A 16,786-nucleotide genomic window follows, 5' to 3' on the forward strand; every position below is an offset into this window, starting at 1 on the left:
ATCCACTTCACTGCCGGGGGTGGAGGAGCACATGATGAAGACAGCAGTGGTCACGGCCGGAACAGGGGGCATCGGTCTGGAGACGGCGCTGGGGCTGGCCGTCGCCGGGTTCGCGGTCACGGTGGTCGGGCGTGACGCCGAGCGGGGAGCCGGGGCCGTCGAGCGGATCAACGCGGCGGGGCCGGCGCATCCGGCCCGGTTCCTGTCGGCCGATCTCGGCTCGCTCGAACAGGTGCGGGCGCTCGCCCGGACGATCGCGGCCGACCACGCCGCTTCGGGGGAACCGCTGACGGTGCTGGTCAACAACGTCGGCGCGATGTTCGCCGAGCGTCAGACGCGGGACGGAGTCGAGGCGTCCTTCGTCGTCAACCACCTCTCGCCCTACCTGCTGACCGAACTGCTGCTGCCGACACTCACGGCCGGCGCACCGAGCAGGATCGTGAACGTCACGTCGGGCGCGGTCGCCGTGGCCAAGCGCGGGTTCGATGCCGTCGAGCCGCCGGGCGGCTATTACGGATTCCACTGGTACGGTCGCGCCAAGCTCGCCAACCTGGCCTACACCCTGGACCTGGCAGGCCGTCTGGAAGGCACCGGCGTCTCCGTGTTCGCCGCCGACCCCGGAGGCGCCGCGACGGGCATGACCGACGGCACCATGAACGACCCGAAGATCGTCTCGCCCACCCTGCGGCTGCTGTGGCCGCTGGTGCGCCGCACCTTCGAACGCTCGACCTCGGGGCCGGCGTCCGCGGCAGCCAGGTCCTCCATCACGGCCGCCACCGACGAGACGCTGACCGGCCGAACGGGCATCGTCATCGGAGCCCAGGCGCGGCCGGTCGCGCCGCACCGGGCGGCGGCCGACCCCCGCGTCGTCGATGCCGTACGCCGACTCAGCGCACGGCACGCTCCGCTCGCGCCCTCCTGAGCGTCGTACGCGCGGCGCATCGCGGCGCTGCGGGGAACAGGGGGCGAAGGAGCCATCCGGATGAACCATCCGACTAGCATGGCCGCATGACGACGCCTCTACGCAAGGACGCGGCCCGCAACTGGCAACGGATCGTCTCCGTCGCCCGCGAGCTGGTCGACGAGGGCACCCCCTTGCAGCTCAACGACGTCGCGCGCCGGGCCGGACTCGGGGTCGGCACCGTCTACCGTCACTTCGCCACGCCCGAAGCGCTGCTGGAGGCCGTCGCCGCGCCGGGCCTGGAGGCCCTGGCCGCCCACGGAGAGCAGGCGCTGACCGACGCCGACCCCTGGCGCGGCCTGACAGGCTTCCTCCACCTCACCGTCGAGGCGCAGGTCACCGACGCCGCCCTGCCGCCCGTCGCCGCCGCGGCCACGGACGCCGTGCCGCGCACGACGGAACTCAAGGAGGCGCTGGCGTCGGCCGGCACCATCCTCCTCGCCCGGGCCCGCGATGCCGGAGTGGTCCGCCCCGACCTCACCGCCGCCGACCTCGTCCCGCTCGTGTGCGGCATCGCCCACGCCGCGAACGTCCACGGCGGCACCCCCGCCGAGCGGGCCGAGACCGCACACCGCTACCTCGCCACCCTCCTCGAAGGCCTGCACGCGACACCATCGAGCGCTTGACGACCGAGTGATGAGTCCGGGCATCGCTCACGGCCCGCTGAGCGGCTGGGAGAGTCGAATGCGACCGTGACGAAGGGAAGGGCGAGTGAGTGAGATGGTCTTTTCGGAAGCGATGAAGGACTGGGTCGACTGGGATCAGGCCGCATACGAGCTGGGATTGAGCCTCGGTGCGCTGACGCGGGACGTTCCCTTCTCGAAGAGCAAGAGGATCTTCTGGGAGGACAACCCGACAGGGCGCGCCCTCCACGCCACCCTCCTGGCGCTCGTGGAAGCCGGCCTCCTCGAGTCGCGCGACGATGACGAGCAGTTCCGATGGGCGACCACGAGGTTCCTGAACGTATTCGACCACTGAACTCCCGTGGACCTCCCGTCGGCGGTCCAAGTCCCCGCTGATGTAGCGGCCGGGTTCGGCGCCGCCTTGATCTGAAGCTTTCTTGAGGTTTTAGCGTGGGCGCGCTTGATCACTGACGACGGGAGACACGCCCATGATCCTCGTGACCGGAGCCACTGGAAACATTGGCCGTGCCCTGCTGAAGGAGCTGCACGCACGCGGTGTCGAACCGCTGAGAGGGCTCACCCGTGACGCTGCTCGGGCTGTCATGCCCGACGGGGTCGAGGCTGTGGAGGGCGACTTGGCAGAGCCTGCGTTGCTCCAGCCCGCGCTGAACGGGGTGCGGTCGTTGTTTCTCGTATCGCGTGTGGGCTCGGACGACGGCATCCTCGAGGCGGCCCGGCAGGCGGGTGTGGAGCACGTCGTGCTGGTGTCGTCCATCACCGTCCAGACCCACCCGCACCTGGGCCCCGCCGCCGAGAACCTGGAGGTGGAGGAGCTGCTCAAGGAGTCCGGTATGGCGTGGACGATCCTGCGGCCGACGCAGTTCGCGTCGAACGCCCTCATGTGGGCCGCTGCCATCCGCGGCCGCGAGCCCGTCCGCGCGCCGTATGCCGAGACCGCGCTGCCGACGATCCACCCTGCGGACATCGGATCCGTGGCGCGCGTGGCCTTGACCGAGCCCGGCCATCGCGGACGTACGTATGCGCTGACCGGCCCGGAGCCGGTGACCGCCCGCCGGCAGGTCGAGGCCATCGCAGCGGCGCTGGGCAGGGAGGTTCCCTTCGTCGAGATCAGCCGCCGGGAGGCCTACGCCCAGATGGTCGAGGCCTTCGAGTCCGAGGCTGCGGACGCGGTGCTCGACGTCACCGGCGGGGACGTGAACGCCGAGCTGTTGAGGGTGCGGGCGACGGTTGCCGAGGTCACCGGAGCGCCGGCTCGCCCGTTCCGGCAGTGGGCCGTGGAGAACGCCGACGCCTTCCGCTGACACGTGGGCGCGGTGGGTCGACGACGTGGCCGTGAGATCGCCGGGGCGGGGCGGGCGGTCGGCGGAGGTCAGAGCACGACGCGGTAGTGCGTGGTCAGGCGCCGGTCGTCGTCCAGCACGTGGAAGGCGAGGGCGGGCGGCTGGTCGCGGTCTGCGGGACGGTCGCCCTCCCACGGCAAGCGCAGGGTCCAGGTGACGGCCGGTCCGACGATCAGGGGACGGGCGGCGAAGGTCGAGGCGGCGGCCGTGTGGGCGTGCCCGGTCAGGACGGCGATCACCTGCGGGTGTGCCCGCAGCAGGGCGGCCAGACGCTCGGGCTGCTGGAGCATGCCGGAGTCGGGCAGGGGGTGGTGGAGCGCGACGGGCGGCTGATGAAAGGCGATCAGTGCAGGGGTGTCCCGCGGCAGCCCGGCGAGCTGGGCGTCGATCCAGTCGAGCGTCGCCGCGTCGAGGAGCCCCTCGTCGCGGCCGGGGATCGTGGAGTCGCACATGAGGATGACGGTCCCGGCGATGTGATGGACCCGGTTGACGGGGCCCTGGCCGGGCGCCTCCCCGAGCAGGGCCTTGCGGTAGGCCGGACGCACGTCGTGGTTGCCGGGGCAGGTGAGCACCGGGAAAGGGGCGGTCAGGATACGGGCGGCTTCCGCGTATTCGGCTTCGTCGCCGTGATCGGCGATGTCCCCTGTGACGAGGAGCGCGTCGACCGGTCGCGGGAGTTCCCGCAGGTAGTCCATGACGCGGGTGGCGCGGCTTGTGGCTCTCTCACTGCCGTCCAGGTGCAGGTCGCTGATCTGGGCAAGCAGCACGGTCACGATCGGTCCCCTCCCGCGGCGGCTCCCGGCCACCGTTCCCCACCGAGGGAGGGCTGACACCCCACCTCAGACCCTAACGGAAAACCTCGATTTCCCGTTAGGGACCTTAGAGTGTGCGCGGGAATGTGATCAAGTGGTGGACGACGAGGGAAGGAGGCGCTGATGGAGCGCTGGCCGGCACTGGAACTGGCGAGCACGATCCGCCACGACGGGGACGGTGGTGTCACCGACGACCTCGCCACTCCCCACGGCGTGACCCAATGGCTTCAGGCACAGGCCGACCTGCTCCCCGACCATGTTCCGGCCGGGGAGACGACAGCGGACGAGGACCTCAGGACGCAGATCGTCGGACTGCGGCAGGCAGTACGGGCCCTCTTCGCCCGGGCCGTCAGTCCCGCTCCCCCGAGTGCGGCGGACTCCCGCCAGTTGATGCCGGCCGACCAGGCAGTGGCCCACCTCAACACGGTCGCCGCCCGTGAAACGGTCGTCCCGCAGCTGGTCTGGCCGCCGGACGGCGCCCCCGCCGTCCGCCTGCTGTCCACGGAGGACGACCCGACGGTTCGGCTCACGGCCTTCCTGGCCCGCGCCGCCATCGACTTCCTGAACGGACCGCAGCTCAGCCGACTGCGGGCCTGCTCCGCGCCACGCTGCGTGCGCTACTTCGTCAAGAGCCACGGTCGGCAGGAATGGTGCAAGCCCTCCTGCGGAAACCGTGCCCGAGCGGCGCGCCACTACCGGCGTCGACGTACAGCCGCCGACGGTGACTCACACTCGGTCTGACTCCCTTCCCCTTGAGCCCTTGAGCCCGTGCGCGCCGCGGCTCCGTCAGCCGCTCGCCTTCGATCTCTGCGGCCATGGGCAGGGCCGGGTCACACGGTGGCGATGCCGGCGAGGGCGCTCCGCAGCCGACGCACGGCCGCCTCGGCCTCCGCGTACTGCTGAGGAGTCGGTTGGACGGCTCCGAAGGTCGGGCCGTCCTCGGGCGGCAGAGCGCGCCAGTGCAGGACCGGCGTGAGCGCCGTGACGGCTGCGCCGAGGAACCAGGCCAGGCGTCCGTGGACGTGGGCGAGAGCGATGGCAAGGGCGGCGAGCGCTTCACGCAGGCGCGCCAGCCGGTCGACGTCGGACAGGGCCTCGTGGGACTGCGGCGTGCCGACAGCGGCGTACAACCTGGTGGCGGCCTGCGCCGCGATGGTTCGGTCGGCTTGGGTCGGCGTCCAGGCCTGATCCCGCAGCTGTCGCTCGGCTTCTTCCACCAGATCGTCGATCACCGTCTGCATCGCCACATCCCTCACCCTAGAGCCCGCGTTGTCGCCGGGTGCGAAGGAACCGGACACCCATCCGACGGACGGGATCGCGCATTGCACTGTCGTCGAGTACGGCGAGGAACCCAGCCCCCACCGCCGAAGACGTGCGACGCCGCACCGAAAGGCGGTCTGGCACCATGGGCTGATGTCTGCCTCCTCCGACGTCCCGGTCACCACGCGCCGACATCTGACGGTGTTGCTGAGCGGACTGGCAGTCAACCCCTGCGCGGAACCGAAGGTTCTCGTGCGCCTTGCGGCGGCGGACATCGATCGGACGAAGCTCGCGCGGCGGCGTGACCTGCCCGCGCAGGCCGCGGTGATCCTTGCCGGCGACGAGGATGCGGACCTGCGGTCGGAGCTGGCTGCGCATCCTCGACTCCCGGCCGAGGCGCAGCGTGTTCTCGCCCGAGACGTCGACCCGCGGGTGCGTGGCCGGTTGGCGGAGGGTGCAGAGTACTTCACCACCGTCGGCGTGCACGGGCTGGATGTCCCGGAGCCGTTGTCCCCTGAGGTCTACGAAGTGCTGGCCCGGGACCCGGAGCCGAAGGTACGCCGTGCCCTGGCGTTGAACCGGAACCTGCCCGACACCCTACGGGCCAGGATCCTCGACGACGGGGACGCGCGTACGGCCGCCATCGCCGCCACCGAGTGGAACCCCGCGCCGGCCGCCCGGATCGGCGCACTCCTTGCGCGGGCCACCGATACGTTCGCCCGTGAGCTGCTCTTGCTCCGGCTGGACGGTCCCCTTCCCCCCGAGGCCGCCCGCGTCCTGCTGGCCGAGATCGACTCCGCCGAGGACCCGGCACGCCATGTGGGGCTCCTGCGGCGGATCGCCGCGACCGCCGACCTGGACGCCGCCCGGGACCACCGCCCGGCGCCGACCTGACCGACCGCTTCCTGACGGACCCACGGCTGCGCGCCGCGGTCGCGGCCAATCCGACGCTGACCGTGCAGCATGTCATGGCGCTGGCGCACGATCCCGACAACGAGGTCCGCGCGGCTGTCGTCGCACGCCTCGACCTCGACCCGGTGCTGCGGGAGTCGGTATCGGTCGCGTACGACGATCGCAGCGGCGGCAACGCCGTCGAGTGGCTCCTGGACGAAGAGCTGTCCGCGTCCGATCAGGTCGCCTTCGCGCGCAGCCGTCACCAGGTCTTCCGAAAGACGCTGGCCATGCGCACCGACCTGTGCGAGGAGGCTGTGGGGATCCTCGCCGGCGATGAGAGCTTCGCCGTGCGGCTGTTCGTGTGCGAGCGCCAACCCGACGCCCCCGGTTGGCTGCTGGCACGCGTTGCCGCCGACTGGAAGAGCTACAGCCGCTGGGACATGCTCGCCCACAAGAACTTCCCCGCCGATGCCGCCACGGCCTTGGCCCGCTCCGACGACCCGCGGGACCGGGTCGTCGCCGCGGCACATCCCGGGCTTCCGTGGGAAACGATCGAGGCGCTGCTGGCCGACGACACAGACCATGTGCGGACTCGGGCAGCGACCAACCCGTCCGTCCCGAGCCACCGGCTGATGACTCTCCTCACGTCCGACGACCCAGCCGTCCTCGCCGGGGCGGCCGCCAACCGGACGCTCCCCGTCGTGACCATGTACCAGGTGCTCGATCAAGCCGGCCTGTGAGGAAGGCACTCGGGGAAGCCCCGCCGGCGGTGGGGGTGCCGTTCGATGCGGGGACTTCCCCGAGCCCAAAACCGTCAGCGTTCCCGGGCCCTCGTCCACCACCAGCCGAACACCGCCCACGCCGTGTTGTTGGGTTCCGGCAGGGTACGGCGTTCGTATTCCTCATCGATCCGCTTGATCAGCCGCCCCAAGTCCCGTCTGGCTCCGAGGGGAAGAAGCCGCATGGCCAGCTCCAGGTCGTCACGGGCGTCTTCGACCTCCAGCCCGGGCGAAGGGGTTTCAGAGGCGTTCAGGTAGCGGCCAGGCTGCTGGAACGCCCACTCGAGACGGGAGAGCGCCTTGGCGACCGCGTTGGGCCACATCTCCTGGTCTTCGACCCGGCGGATGGCTGCACGAGTCCGCGCGGAAACGCCACGGACCCTCATGACCGGTTCCTGCCATCGTGGCCGCCACCGCTCTGCGCGGACGGCCTCGGGACGCCTACGCGGCATCGCCCTTTCGGATCAGCATGGGACCATCCTGCCACGAGCGGGCCCGTCGATGGCCCCCTTTGCTCACACCCCACGCGCGAAGCGCCGCCGGCACCGTTCCACCGGGCCGGGTACGTGTGACTCCGCCAGAGGAGGCCGGTGCGCCTGTGGCGGGTGAGACGGTCGCTGATCTCGCGTAGCCACGGGACGCGGGCCGCCGGCAGCCGGTTCAGCGTTCGCTGGAAGACGTCCCAGTCGATCCGGAAGGCGTCATGGACGGTCGGAGTGGGCGGATCGTCGCGCAGGACGCCGTCGGGGATGGTTCCCGACGCGGAGGCAGACAGGTGCGCGTCGGGGAGACCAGCCAGTTCCGGGCGCGCTCCCTCGACGAGGCCGTCGAACTGGCCGAACAGGAGTCAGCCGAGTATGCCAGGGAGGACGGCCTCGACATCATCGTGCGGCGCTGAGGGGGTAGGCAGCTCTCGTGGTGGCCTTCGGCCCACGTTCGGCAGAGACCACTACACGAGACGGCAGCCGTGGAGGCCGGGACCGACCGGTCGTGCGCGAGCCGAGGCGCGACTCACACCGGCGCCACCGTCCGCGAGGCCCCCTGCGTCATTTCGCGCGCCGCGGCGCTGGCCGCGTCCGCGAAGGCCTCCAGTGCGGCGGTGGTGTCGCCGGCGCGCCAGACCAGGCCGTAGCCGACAGGTTCCGCGTCCGTGATGGGGACGTACGCGACGCCGGGCCGCGCGAAGTAGGTCGCCGAGTGCGCGGCGGTCAGGAGGGCGCCCCGGCCTGCCGCGACCAGCATCAGGGCCTCCTGCATCTGGGTCACGGAGGGGCCGGGCATGATGGGCCTGCCGCTCGGGGTGTGGGTGGGCGTGTAGTGCTCCCGCCAGTAGGCGGGCAGCTCGCCCTCGACTGTGAGGAGGAGGACGTCGGCCAGATCCTCCAGGGAGACGGTGCCGCGGGCAGCAAGCAAATGCGTGGACGGTACGGCGAGGGCACGGTCCTCGGTGAGGAGGGGCGGGCCGCCGCCCAGGTCGTCCTCACGGACCGGGAACTCCTGCAGCTGGACGTCGAATTCCCCGTCGCGCAGACGACCGTACGGATCGGTCATCGGCACCTCGCAGATCTCCACCGCGAGGCCGGGATGGCTGGCGCGTAGCGCCTCCGTCACCTTCAACAGGATCTCCCCGGTGAGTGGGTTGGAGAAGCCGACGTGCAGGACCGTGTCGATGCCGCGCGCGGTGGAGGCGGCGCGCGCCAGTGCGGCGTCCATCGCGCGGTGGTGCGGTTCGAGGTCGGTACGCAGCTGGCTGCCGATCGCGGACATGGTGACGCGGCGACTGGTGCGGATGAACAGCGGTGCCCCGACACGCCGTTCGAGGCGCTGGATCAGCTGGCTGACGCGGGCGCGGGAGAGCCCCATCCGGTCTGCGGTGCGGCCGAAGTGCAGCTCTTCGGCGAGCAGAAGGAAGCACTCGACTTCGTCGCGTTCCAATGGACGGATCCCCTCGGGTGAACCAGATCGGCACGGCCGCCGGTCGCGTCAACGTCTTCATCACCCACCGTTGTTCCGGCAGCCAGTCGCGGTGGATCGGGACCGAGGCTGCGGAGACCTGCGACCTGGTCGTGTGTACCGCGGGACGGCACGCACGAGTGCGCCAGGTCTGGTGCGAAGCAGCGGCGGCTTCGAGGCGTGTGTCCGGACGCCGGATCGGCTGGCTCGGCCGGCCGTGGGAGGCGTGCGTCTGTTCTGCGACGCGGCGACCGGAACGGGGTCCCGCCCAGGGGCAGGAGAAGGCCCTCGTTCCCGTCGCGTTCCGTCGGTTCCCCCAGGTGAGCCGGATCGGTAAGCCTCGCTGAACGAACGTCCAGGTCTTCGCCGTTGTTCGTCCCTCGCGTCCTGGCCGAAGGTGAACTAGCCGCCCGGACAACAGCGGGCAGCACACCACACCCCTCTTGCCCTCCCCCTGCCTACAGCCAGGAGTTGACCTGTCATGCGTACGACCAAGGCGGCGGCCGCCGCGCTCAGTGCCCGGGAATGGGGCGTGCTGCTCGTTCTCTGCGGCGCGATCTTCCTTGAGGGCATCGACGTCGCCATGCTGAATGTGGCGATGCCCGCCATCCGCGCGGATCTCGACCTCTCCACCGGCACGCTGCAGTGGATCATGAGCGCGTACGTGCTCGGCTACGGCGGCTTCATGCTGGTCGGCGGCCGGGCGGCGGACCTCTTCGGACGGCGCCGGATGTTCGTGTCCTGGCTCTCGGTCTTCCTGGTCTTCTCCGGGCTCGGCGGGTTCGCCTCGGAGGGTTGGCAGCTGATCACCGCCCGGTTCGTGACCGGCGTCGCGGCGGCCTTCATGACGCCGGCCGGCCTCTCCGTCATCACCACCGGCTTCGCGGAGGGACCACGGCGCAACAAGGCTCTGCTCTTCTACTCCGGTACGGCCGCCGGCGGTTTCTCGATCGGCCTGGTCGTGGGCGGGCTGCTCGCGTCGGTCGACTGGCGATGGGTGTTCTTCGCGCCGGTGGTCCTCTCGGCGCTGATCCTGATCGGCGCGCTGGCCTTCGTACCGAAGTCGCCTCGGCCGGACCGGACCGGACAGAGCCTCGACCTGGCCGGCGGCCTGACCATCACCGCGGCCATCCTGCTCCTGGTCCTGGGTGTGGAGCGGGTGAGCCACGCCCCGCTCGCGTCGACCCTCGTCACGGTGGGCGCGGGGCTGGCTTCCCTCGCCGCGTTCGTCGCCATCGAACGTCGCGCGGCCGCGCCCCTGGTCCGGCTCGGCATCCTCCGCACCGGCAGTCTGGTCCGGAGCAACGTCGCCGGTCTGCTCTTCGCCGCGGGGTTCTTCGGCTTCCAGTTCCTGGTCGTCCTCTACCTCCAGGAGCTCCGCGGCTGGTCCACCCTGGAGACCAGCTTCGCGATGATCGTCATCGGTGTCGACGCGATCCTCTCGCCGACCCTCGTCCCCAAGCTGGTCGACCGCTTCGGCAACGCCCGCCTGATCTTAGGCGGCCTGATCCTCGCTTCCCTCTCGTACGCGCTCTTCCTGCGTCTCGACGCCGACTGGACCTATCTCGCGATGCTTCCGAGCCTGCTGCTGCTCGGGATCGCCTTCGCCCTGACGTACGGTCCGCTGACCATCGTCGCGACGGAGAACGTCAGGGAGGAGGAGCAGGGGCTGGCCGGCGGGCTCCTCTACACCGCGTTCCAGTTCGGCGCGGCACTCGGTCTCTCGGCGGCGGCCGCGGTCAACGTCTCGGCCACGGCGTCGGACTCGGCCGCCGCGCGCCTCGCCGGATACCAGGCCGCACTGTGGGTACCCCTCGCCGCCGCCCTGGGCGCGGTGCTGGTCAGCGCCTTCGGAGTGCGGTCGGGCAGGGGCCATGTGGTCTCGCGGCGGGATCCTTCGCCGGAACGCACGAGTGTCGAGTAACTGCCGCCGTCCCAACCCCAGGGGAAGGAGGGCACCTGCCGTGCCCGCCACCAGGACCGACACGTTCACCGACATCCAGGACACCTTCTTCAGGTACGTCCGCGACATCAAGTACGCCACGATGATCACCGTCGACCGCAGGAACCGTCCTCGCGCCAGGGTCCTCCTCCCCGTCTGGGAGATCGTCGACGGCCGCCCGCTCGGCTGGCTGGCCGCCTACAGGACCCCCGTCAAGGCGGCGCACCTGGCCCACAGCCCGCACACGACCTACTCCTACTGGGACCACCGCCAGAACACCGTCCACGTCGACGCCCTCTCCACCTGGGCGGAGTCCGACGACGACCGGCAGCGCGCCTGGGACCTCTACCTCAAGGGCGGCCCGCCGGGGGTGGGCTACGACCCGATCCACTACTGGCGCGGCGGGCCCGGCGACCCGGGGTTTCACGTCATCCGGATCCGCCCCCGGCGGATCCAGTTGGTCAGAGGCTCCGACCTGCGGAGCACGATCTGGCAGCCGGTCGACCACTGACCCTTCCACCCGTCGCCCCCGAAGGCGCCGGGTCCGGGAGCATCCGGGCCCGGCGCCGTTCAGGCGGTCCGGATGGCCTGGTCGATCTCCGGCCCCGGGTGTGCGACAACAGTCGGGAGGCCGTCCGTCGGCGCGCCCGGCAGCCTGTCCCGTACGTGGTCGGACGGCAGGACGACGGGACCGCCCGGGACGACGAGTGCGGCGTCCAGGCGCCGCAGGAGGACGGCCAGGAGGGCCATGACCCCGCCGCCTCCGTGGCGGTGGGAGGTGATGCCGTCGGGAGGGTTGAGGTACACGTCCGCCTCCTCCCCGTCGGCTGTCCTCACCGACAGGACGTCGGCCCCGAGGTCCCGGCTCACCACGAAGGGGGCGAGGACCTCGTCGGCGACGGTCATGTCCGGAGGGAATGGAGGCTCACGTCTCGTCCGGGGCCGGCTGCGGGTAGCCGATCTCGGCCATGTCCTCGGCCAGGTCCGCGAGGGTGACGTCCGAGTTCAGTGATGACACGAGCTTCTGGTTCAGCGGTCTCAAGGCATACACGTCGCGCACCGCCTCCAGGTCCACGGAAACCTCGTAGTAGTCCTCGGCGTAGCGCTGGAATGCTTCCGGCGACCGGTCGACCAGAAGCTCGAACAGGCCCGTCGCCCCGTCCGGATCGGCACATCCGGCGGGGAAGTCGATCACGCCGTGCCGCCACTGATCATCCGTCGCCTCCCGCCACAGGCAGGCCGTCACGACGGGAACGCCGTCCTCGTCGGTGAACGCCGGCTCCTCGACGAACGACTTGAAGACCTCCGGGACCTCGTCGATCACACCCGGCCAGGGTTCGCCGTCGCTGCCATAAGGGCTCATCGGCGCTTCGTGGCCGAAGCCACGGAGATAGACCCCGGCCGCCGCGAACACGATCGAGTACTCGTCCCCGGACCCGTTACGCATCGACGCCATCTCCTCGCCGTCGGCCCAGCCGGCGTTGAACGAGTAGAACCGGTCTTCCCAGTCCGGGCTCAAGATCGCGTCGAGCATCGCGAGGGAGCGGCACAGGTTCCGCAGGTCAGTGGGGGAAGGGAGCTGGCGAGCCACGTCATAGACAGTCACGTGCTCATCCAACCGGATGCCTCTGACAGCGACATCTGTCTTCGCCAGGGGCGGCTCGCGACGGCCCAGTGTGCGGGTCTACCGCCTCAGCGGTCATCGCTGGGGCGCGGAACGCACGATGTCCTGGATCGCCAGCTGACGGTCAGCCGCCGTGGAGGCCCCACTCGTCGAGGCCGCCATAGACATGGGCCTCGAGGCATCCTGGGGCGTCCATGCAGACTGCCTCGCCACGGTAGACGGCTATGAGTGAGTCCTTGCCTCGCCACCAGGTGTCGGCCAGTCCCACCACTTCGGTTACTGGCTCGAGGCCGTCGAGGTCGAGGAAGTCGACAGCCGTGCCCGTGACTCTCGTGATGGTCTTGGCCCACCGTCTGGCGTGATCGGCCAGCGCCAACGATTCCACCCAGCCGTCGGTACTGGCATGCAGTGGTGCCCAGCGGGAGCAATAGACCCCGAACTCGCCACCCGGGCCGATCATGAAGCCGTAGGCCATGGAGACCCGGCAGTCTCCGGCCGGGAACCACCAGCCCTCGGCAGCCGAGCCCTCGGGAACATCCGCGCCCAGAATGCGCGGGCCGCCCTCGTAGAATGGCGCCGGCGGCAGCGCGAGACCGCCCCAACGATCCTGGAATGCCTCTGCACGATCGATCTCCGCAGCCGGGATACTGTGCTCGACCCATGCCTCGCGGTGCAGCTCGATGCCCTGCCGAGGCACACGGATGCCTGCCAACTCGACGAACGCCTTCGCCCTGCGGGTCAAACCGGCCGGCGCGACCGGGACGGGCGATACGGGCGTGGCAGCTGTCATGATGCCGGAGTCTAGTGGCGAGGTTCCGTAGCACCCCGGACGAGAATCCGCACGCTGTCGTCCGCAGGCGCGGTGCCGCGCTGGCCCAGGTCGATGCCTCCGACACGGTCACCCCTCACCGGAGGATGACGTTCACGCCCCGTTCCTCCAAGACCTCGACGAGCAGTTCGAAGACCGTTGCTTCGCGATCGCCTCCAGGGACGCCCTCTCCCAGCCGCGCCCGAGCCTCGGCCGAAGAGTCCCATCGCAAGGTGAAGGGAGCAGTGGCGCCCCACCCGCCGCAAAGGCAGTCGTCCAGAGCGTCGAGGTTCCGGCCGAAGTACCCGCCGGGCCCGTTGACGGCCTCACCGATCGCGCAGTAGAAGCTGTCTTCGTCGACGATGTGCCGGCCGTCCAAAACGAACACCTGGCCCGCCGGAGCGTCGGTCTCTTCCTGGCGCTGGTAACCGTGGGAGCGGAGTGCCACCGACACCCACGCGCGTCTCTCCTCGGCTGCGAGTTCGTGCCACATGCCGGTGCGGTTCAAACCGCCTCTGCGGACCAGGCCCCACGCTCGTTCGGATCCGGGCAGAGCGTCGTCGCACCAGAGGGTCACCGTGACGTCGACGAGGCCGGCGCCGCGTGCGGAAGGCTGCACGTCGACGACGGTGACCTCGCCCACGAAGTAGGAACCGATCGTGGCACCGTCGTGGTCGAGGAGGGCGAGGTCGGCGTTTCCTGCCCTGGCGCGCCACCCACCGCCGTGATGGACGCTCTCCAGCAGACCACCCTCCGGAGAACACCCTTCGAGGAGCACCCGGCGAGCGCCCTCCTTCCCTGGCAGAGGGGTGAAAAGCCCCCTGGCCTCGTGAGCGTGACCCCAGAAGTCATTGTCGTGCTCGTCCGAGGACAGCGCGTACTTCTGTCCCTCGACACTCCGTGCTGATCCAAGCATCCCGTCCCCCAAAAGAAGCGCTGATCATACGCACCTCCCTTGCCTGACAGGCATACACACCGCCCACCGACTCCCCCGGCCGGCGTCGGCCGGCAGGCGTCGACGTCCTCCGGGTCCTGGGTGATGCGTTCGACAGCGCTGAGGTCGTCGGGCGGGAGGCGGTCGCGCTTCGGTCGGGCAGGGACGGGTCCTGCCCGACCGGAGCGCGGGACGTCGGTGCCGCGCGATGCCTACCTGGCCTCGACGCGGAGGAAGGTGACCGAGTGGGCGGGGAAGGTGTACGTGAAGGTGCGTGCGATGCCGGGCAGTGTCGACGTGCGTGGCCGGATCGGCTGGGCGTCGGCGCTGTTCACCGCGTCCGGCGCGCCTTCGAGGGTGGTCAGCCGGGCCGTCGGGGCGACCTTGGAGGTGCCGAGGTCGATGGTCGTACGGGCCGCCGCGGCCTGGGCGTTGACGACCTTGACGACGAGGTCGCCCTTGTCCCGGGTCACCACCTGCCGGAAGGGTTCGGCGGCCTTGTCGTCGGTGAAGGAACCCCACTTCTGGCCGTCGAGGTACAGGGTGACCTCGCGCCCCCGCACCTGGACGCGGATGTCGTAGGTACGGCCCGTCTCGATGGTGGTGGGGTGCTCCAGCAGGGTCTGCTTGCCCCCGTCGACCGCCTTCTCGACGGCGGAGCGGGTGTTGCCCCAGCCGCCGAGGTTCCACCAGTAGTGGTTGCCGGTGCCGCGCACGCCGAAGGCGACCAGGAATCCTTCCTTGCCGGACTTCTTCGTGGCCTTGACCTTCAGGTCGTAGTCCTGCCAGCCCGGGTCGCCGGCCGTGACCAGGGTGTCCTCGGCGGCCTCGTCGGTCTGGACGTACGCCCCGTCCTGGACGGCCCAGGTGCCGCGCCCGGCCACCGGCGTCCATCGGGACGCCCCTGCGGTGAAGTCGTCCTTCAGCAGGGTGTCGCCGTTCGCGGCGGTGACCTCGACGTCGTCGTAGGCGGCGCTGGTGGCCCACGTGGACAGGCCGACCGCCCCGGTGATCGGTCCGGAGACGGACGGGGTGGTGGAGGCGCGGCTCGGCACGACCCGGTCGCCGGTGTTGTTCATGAACAGCTTCTGGACCTCGTAGCTGGTGGAGCCCCAGGAGCGGTGGTTGTCGAACCAGATCATGTCCGGGCGCCACTGGTTCTTGTCCACGTCGGCGAGCAGCGGAGCGTACGAGGCGAGCTTGACGACGTCGGCGTTGCGCTCCAGCCCGGTCATGAACGCCGCCTCGGACAGGGCGTTGGCGAAGCGGTTGTCGCGGGAGGCGTACTCGCCGAGGAAGACCTTGGGGCCGTTGCGGTCGTAGGAGTCGTAGCGGTCGTTGTTCTCCAGGAACCACTGCGGGGAGTTGTAGTAGTGCTCGTCGACCATGTCGACGCCCGCCCGGCGGTTGAGGTCCCACAGCCGGTCGAAGGTGGCGCCCTCGGAGGCGGGGCCGGAGTTGGAGACGATCGTGATCTCGGGGTGCTCGGCCTCGATGGCCTTGCGGAACTCGGTGAAGCGGGCGAAGAAGGCGTCGGGCAGGTTCTCCTCGTTGCCGACGCCCAGGTGGGTCAGGCCGAAGGGCTTCGGGTGGCCCATCTCGGCGCGCTTGCGGCCCCAGGGGGAGGTGACGGGGCCGTTGGCGAACTCGATCAGGTCGAGGGTGTCCTGGATGTGCCGCTTCAGCAGGGCCGGGTCGTCGGTGGCCTGGTTCTGCCCGCAGCCGGTGACCAGCGCGGGCACGACGGGCAGCGGCATCGCGCCGATGTCCTCCGCGAACTGGAAGTACTCGTAGTAGCCGAGTCCGTAGCTCTGGTGATACCCCCAGAAGTTGGCGTTGACGGCCCGCTGCTCGACCGGGCCGACGGTGTCCTTCCACTGGTAGGAGCGGCGGCGTTCCCAGTTCGGGGCCTCGTAGGCGTAGTGGCTGCCGGTGTTGACGAGACAGCCGCCCGGGAAGCGGAGGAAGCCGGGGTTCAGCGCGGCGATCTTCTCCGCCAGGTCCTTGCGCAGCCCGTTCGCGCGGCCCTTGTAGGTGTCGCGGGGGAAGAGCGAGACCATGTCCAGGCGGAGGGTCCCGGAGCCGGCGGCCGTCACGGCGAGCCGCGCCGCGGTGGTGGTCACCTTGGGGACGAGCGTGCCGGTGTACTTGGTCCACCGGTCGCCGCGCACGGTGATGCCGAGCGGCGCGGTCAGGACGGTGCCGTCGGCGGTGCGCAGGTCGGTCGTGAGACGGGTGCCGGCCGGACGGTCGGTGCGCGCCCAGACGGAGAAGTCGTACCGCCTGCCCTCCGTGAGGGCGATGCCGGTGCCGTAACCGCTGTTGACGACGCCGAAGCGGCCGGTGGTGCCGCCCGTCCCGGCGAGGTCGACGCGCAGGTGGTTGCGGTTGCGCTCGTTCAGCCGCTCCGCGTCGTCGACGACCTTCACGGTGCCGGTGGCGCCGCCGGACGCGGTCTGCTGCCAGGAGGTCAGCGGGGTGTAGGAGCGGTTGTCGGCGGGGCCGAACTCGAAGGAGCGGTTCTGTACGAGCTCCGCGTAGAGGCCGCCGTCGGCCGCGTTGTTGATGTCCTCGAAGAAGACTCCGTACTGGGTGGGGTTGATCGCCGGTCCCGTGGCGGCTGCGTCGACGGTGAGCGTGTAGTCGGTGACGCCGGCAGGATCCGCGGCCGCCGGTGTCTGGGTGAGGAGGCCGGCCGCGAGTGAGCCGGCGAGCAGACCGCCGGTGAGGACACCGGCCCTTCTGGTGGTGCGGTGACGTGGGCGCAAGGCGGCTCTCCTTGAGGTGGACGGTGCTGGGGGCGTGCGTCGTGCTCGGGGTGCGCGGTGCGGTACG

The 16,786-nt window shown here is 70.5% G+C and carries 19 protein-coding genes; 10 read left to right on the top strand and 9 right to left on the bottom strand.

Going from position 1 to position 16,786, the window contains the following annotated elements:
* Positions 1 to 31: 31 nt before the first annotated feature.
* The 4 genes from ABFY03_RS01395 (at position 32) to ABFY03_RS01410 (ending at position 2,906) form a co-directional block, all read left to right on the top strand.
* Complete coding sequence (locus tag ABFY03_RS01395) at positions 32 to 922, top strand: SDR family NAD(P)-dependent oxidoreductase (RefSeq protein WP_346168882.1); 891 nt, start codon at positions 32 to 34, stop codon at positions 920 to 922.
* 86 nt (positions 923 to 1,008) lie between these two features.
* Entirely contained in the window at positions 1,009 to 1,587 is a 579-nt protein-coding gene (locus tag ABFY03_RS01400; RefSeq protein WP_319013637.1) for a TetR/AcrR family transcriptional regulator, read from the top strand.
* An 85-nt stretch (positions 1,588 to 1,672) separates the two neighbouring features.
* On the top strand, positions 1,673 to 1,939 hold the full coding sequence (locus ABFY03_RS01405) for a hypothetical protein (protein ID WP_319013636.1): 267 nt from the start codon (positions 1,673 to 1,675) through the stop codon (positions 1,937 to 1,939).
* Positions 1,940 to 2,072: 133 nt separating this feature from the next.
* A complete protein-coding gene (locus tag ABFY03_RS01410; RefSeq protein ID WP_346168883.1) occupies positions 2,073 to 2,906 on the top strand; it encodes an NAD(P)H-binding protein in 834 nt (277 codons plus the stop codon).
* A 68-nt stretch (positions 2,907 to 2,974) separates the two neighbouring features.
* Here the strand turns inward: ABFY03_RS01410 and ABFY03_RS01415 are convergent, their stop codons facing one another.
* Positions 2,975 to 3,712 carry a metallophosphoesterase gene (locus tag ABFY03_RS01415; protein ID WP_346172182.1) on the bottom strand — a complete coding sequence of 246 codons (738 nt, stop codon included), beginning with the start codon at positions 3,710 to 3,712 and terminating at the stop codon, positions 2,975 to 2,977.
* 168 nt (positions 3,713 to 3,880) lie between these two features.
* Between ABFY03_RS01415 and ABFY03_RS01420 the strand changes: the two genes are divergently transcribed.
* Positions 3,881 to 4,498 (top strand): CGNR zinc finger domain-containing protein, encoded by a 618-nt coding sequence (locus ABFY03_RS01420; RefSeq protein ID WP_319013635.1) that lies wholly within the window; start codon positions 3,881 to 3,883, stop codon positions 4,496 to 4,498.
* Positions 4,499 to 4,587: 89 nt separating this feature from the next.
* Here ABFY03_RS01420 and ABFY03_RS01425 read toward each other — a convergent pair whose 3' ends face one another.
* Complete coding sequence (locus ABFY03_RS01425) at positions 4,588 to 4,998, bottom strand: hypothetical protein (protein ID WP_319013669.1); 411 nt, start codon at positions 4,996 to 4,998, stop codon at positions 4,588 to 4,590.
* Between the two features lie 172 nt (positions 4,999 to 5,170).
* Here ABFY03_RS01425 and ABFY03_RS01430 point away from each other — a divergent pair, with 172 nt between their 5' ends.
* Both ABFY03_RS01430 and ABFY03_RS01435 read left to right on the top strand, forming a co-directional pair.
* On the top strand, positions 5,171 to 5,911 hold the full coding sequence (locus ABFY03_RS01430) for a hypothetical protein (protein WP_346168884.1): 741 nt from the start codon (positions 5,171 to 5,173) through the stop codon (positions 5,909 to 5,911).
* 74 nt (positions 5,912 to 5,985) lie between these two features.
* Complete coding sequence (locus tag ABFY03_RS01435) at positions 5,986 to 6,651, top strand: hypothetical protein (RefSeq protein ID WP_346168885.1); 666 nt, start codon at positions 5,986 to 5,988, stop codon at positions 6,649 to 6,651.
* A gap of 74 nt (positions 6,652 to 6,725) precedes the next feature.
* Here the strand turns inward: ABFY03_RS01435 and ABFY03_RS01440 are convergent, their stop codons facing one another.
* Positions 6,726 to 7,076: a hypothetical protein gene (locus ABFY03_RS01440; protein WP_346168886.1), complete on the bottom strand. Its 351-nt coding sequence runs from the start codon at positions 7,074 to 7,076 to the stop codon at positions 6,726 to 6,728.
* A 317-nt stretch (positions 7,077 to 7,393) separates the two neighbouring features.
* Between ABFY03_RS01440 and ABFY03_RS01445 the strand changes: the two genes are divergently transcribed.
* Complete coding sequence (locus ABFY03_RS01445) at positions 7,394 to 7,588, top strand: hypothetical protein (protein WP_346168887.1); 195 nt, start codon at positions 7,394 to 7,396, stop codon at positions 7,586 to 7,588.
* A 113-nt stretch (positions 7,589 to 7,701) separates the two neighbouring features.
* On the opposite strand, the gene ABFY03_RS01450 is transcribed toward ABFY03_RS01445, so the two are convergent.
* Complete coding sequence (locus ABFY03_RS01450; RefSeq protein WP_346168888.1) at positions 7,702 to 8,625, bottom strand: LysR family transcriptional regulator; 924 nt, start codon at positions 8,623 to 8,625, stop codon at positions 7,702 to 7,704.
* Positions 8,626 to 9,124: 499 nt separating this feature from the next.
* Here ABFY03_RS01450 and ABFY03_RS01455 point away from each other — a divergent pair, with 499 nt between their 5' ends.
* Together ABFY03_RS01455 and ABFY03_RS01460 are read left to right on the top strand one after the other, a co-directional pair.
* Entirely contained in the window at positions 9,125 to 10,567 is a 1,443-nt protein-coding gene (locus ABFY03_RS01455) for an MFS transporter (protein ID WP_346168889.1), read from the top strand.
* A 40-nt stretch (positions 10,568 to 10,607) separates the two neighbouring features.
* Positions 10,608 to 11,096, top strand: a complete 489-nt coding sequence (locus tag ABFY03_RS01460; protein ID WP_346168890.1) for a pyridoxamine 5'-phosphate oxidase family protein — start codon at positions 10,608 to 10,610, stop codon at positions 11,094 to 11,096.
* 59 nt (positions 11,097 to 11,155) lie between these two features.
* Here ABFY03_RS01460 and ABFY03_RS01465 read toward each other — a convergent pair whose 3' ends face one another.
* The 5 genes from ABFY03_RS01465 to ABFY03_RS01485 all read right to left on the bottom strand — a co-directional run bounded on the left by ABFY03_RS01465 (position 11,156) and on the right by ABFY03_RS01485 (position 16,719).
* Complete coding sequence (locus tag ABFY03_RS01465) at positions 11,156 to 11,491, bottom strand: hypothetical protein (protein ID WP_319013628.1); 336 nt, start codon at positions 11,489 to 11,491, stop codon at positions 11,156 to 11,158.
* A 19-nt stretch (positions 11,492 to 11,510) separates the two neighbouring features.
* Positions 11,511 to 12,191 (bottom strand): hypothetical protein, encoded by a 681-nt coding sequence (locus ABFY03_RS01470; RefSeq protein ID WP_346168891.1) that lies wholly within the window; start codon positions 12,189 to 12,191, stop codon positions 11,511 to 11,513.
* A gap of 142 nt (positions 12,192 to 12,333) precedes the next feature.
* On the bottom strand, positions 12,334 to 12,999 hold the full coding sequence (locus ABFY03_RS01475; RefSeq protein WP_346168892.1) for a hypothetical protein: 666 nt from the start codon (positions 12,997 to 12,999) through the stop codon (positions 12,334 to 12,336).
* A 115-nt stretch (positions 13,000 to 13,114) separates the two neighbouring features.
* Positions 13,115 to 13,933, bottom strand: a complete 819-nt coding sequence (locus ABFY03_RS01480; protein WP_346168893.1) for a barstar family protein — start codon at positions 13,931 to 13,933, stop codon at positions 13,115 to 13,117.
* 230 nt (positions 13,934 to 14,163) lie between these two features.
* Positions 14,164 to 16,719 carry an alpha-L-arabinofuranosidase C-terminal domain-containing protein gene (locus ABFY03_RS01485; RefSeq protein WP_346168894.1) on the bottom strand — a complete coding sequence of 852 codons (2,556 nt, stop codon included), beginning with the start codon at positions 16,717 to 16,719 and terminating at the stop codon, positions 14,164 to 14,166.
* Between the last annotated feature and the right edge of the window lie 67 nt (positions 16,720 to 16,786).

The sequence above is a fragment of the Streptomyces roseofulvus genome (assembly GCF_039534915.1).
GTDB classification, from domain to species: domain Bacteria; phylum Actinomycetota; class Actinomycetes; order Streptomycetales; family Streptomycetaceae; genus Streptomyces; species Streptomyces roseofulvus.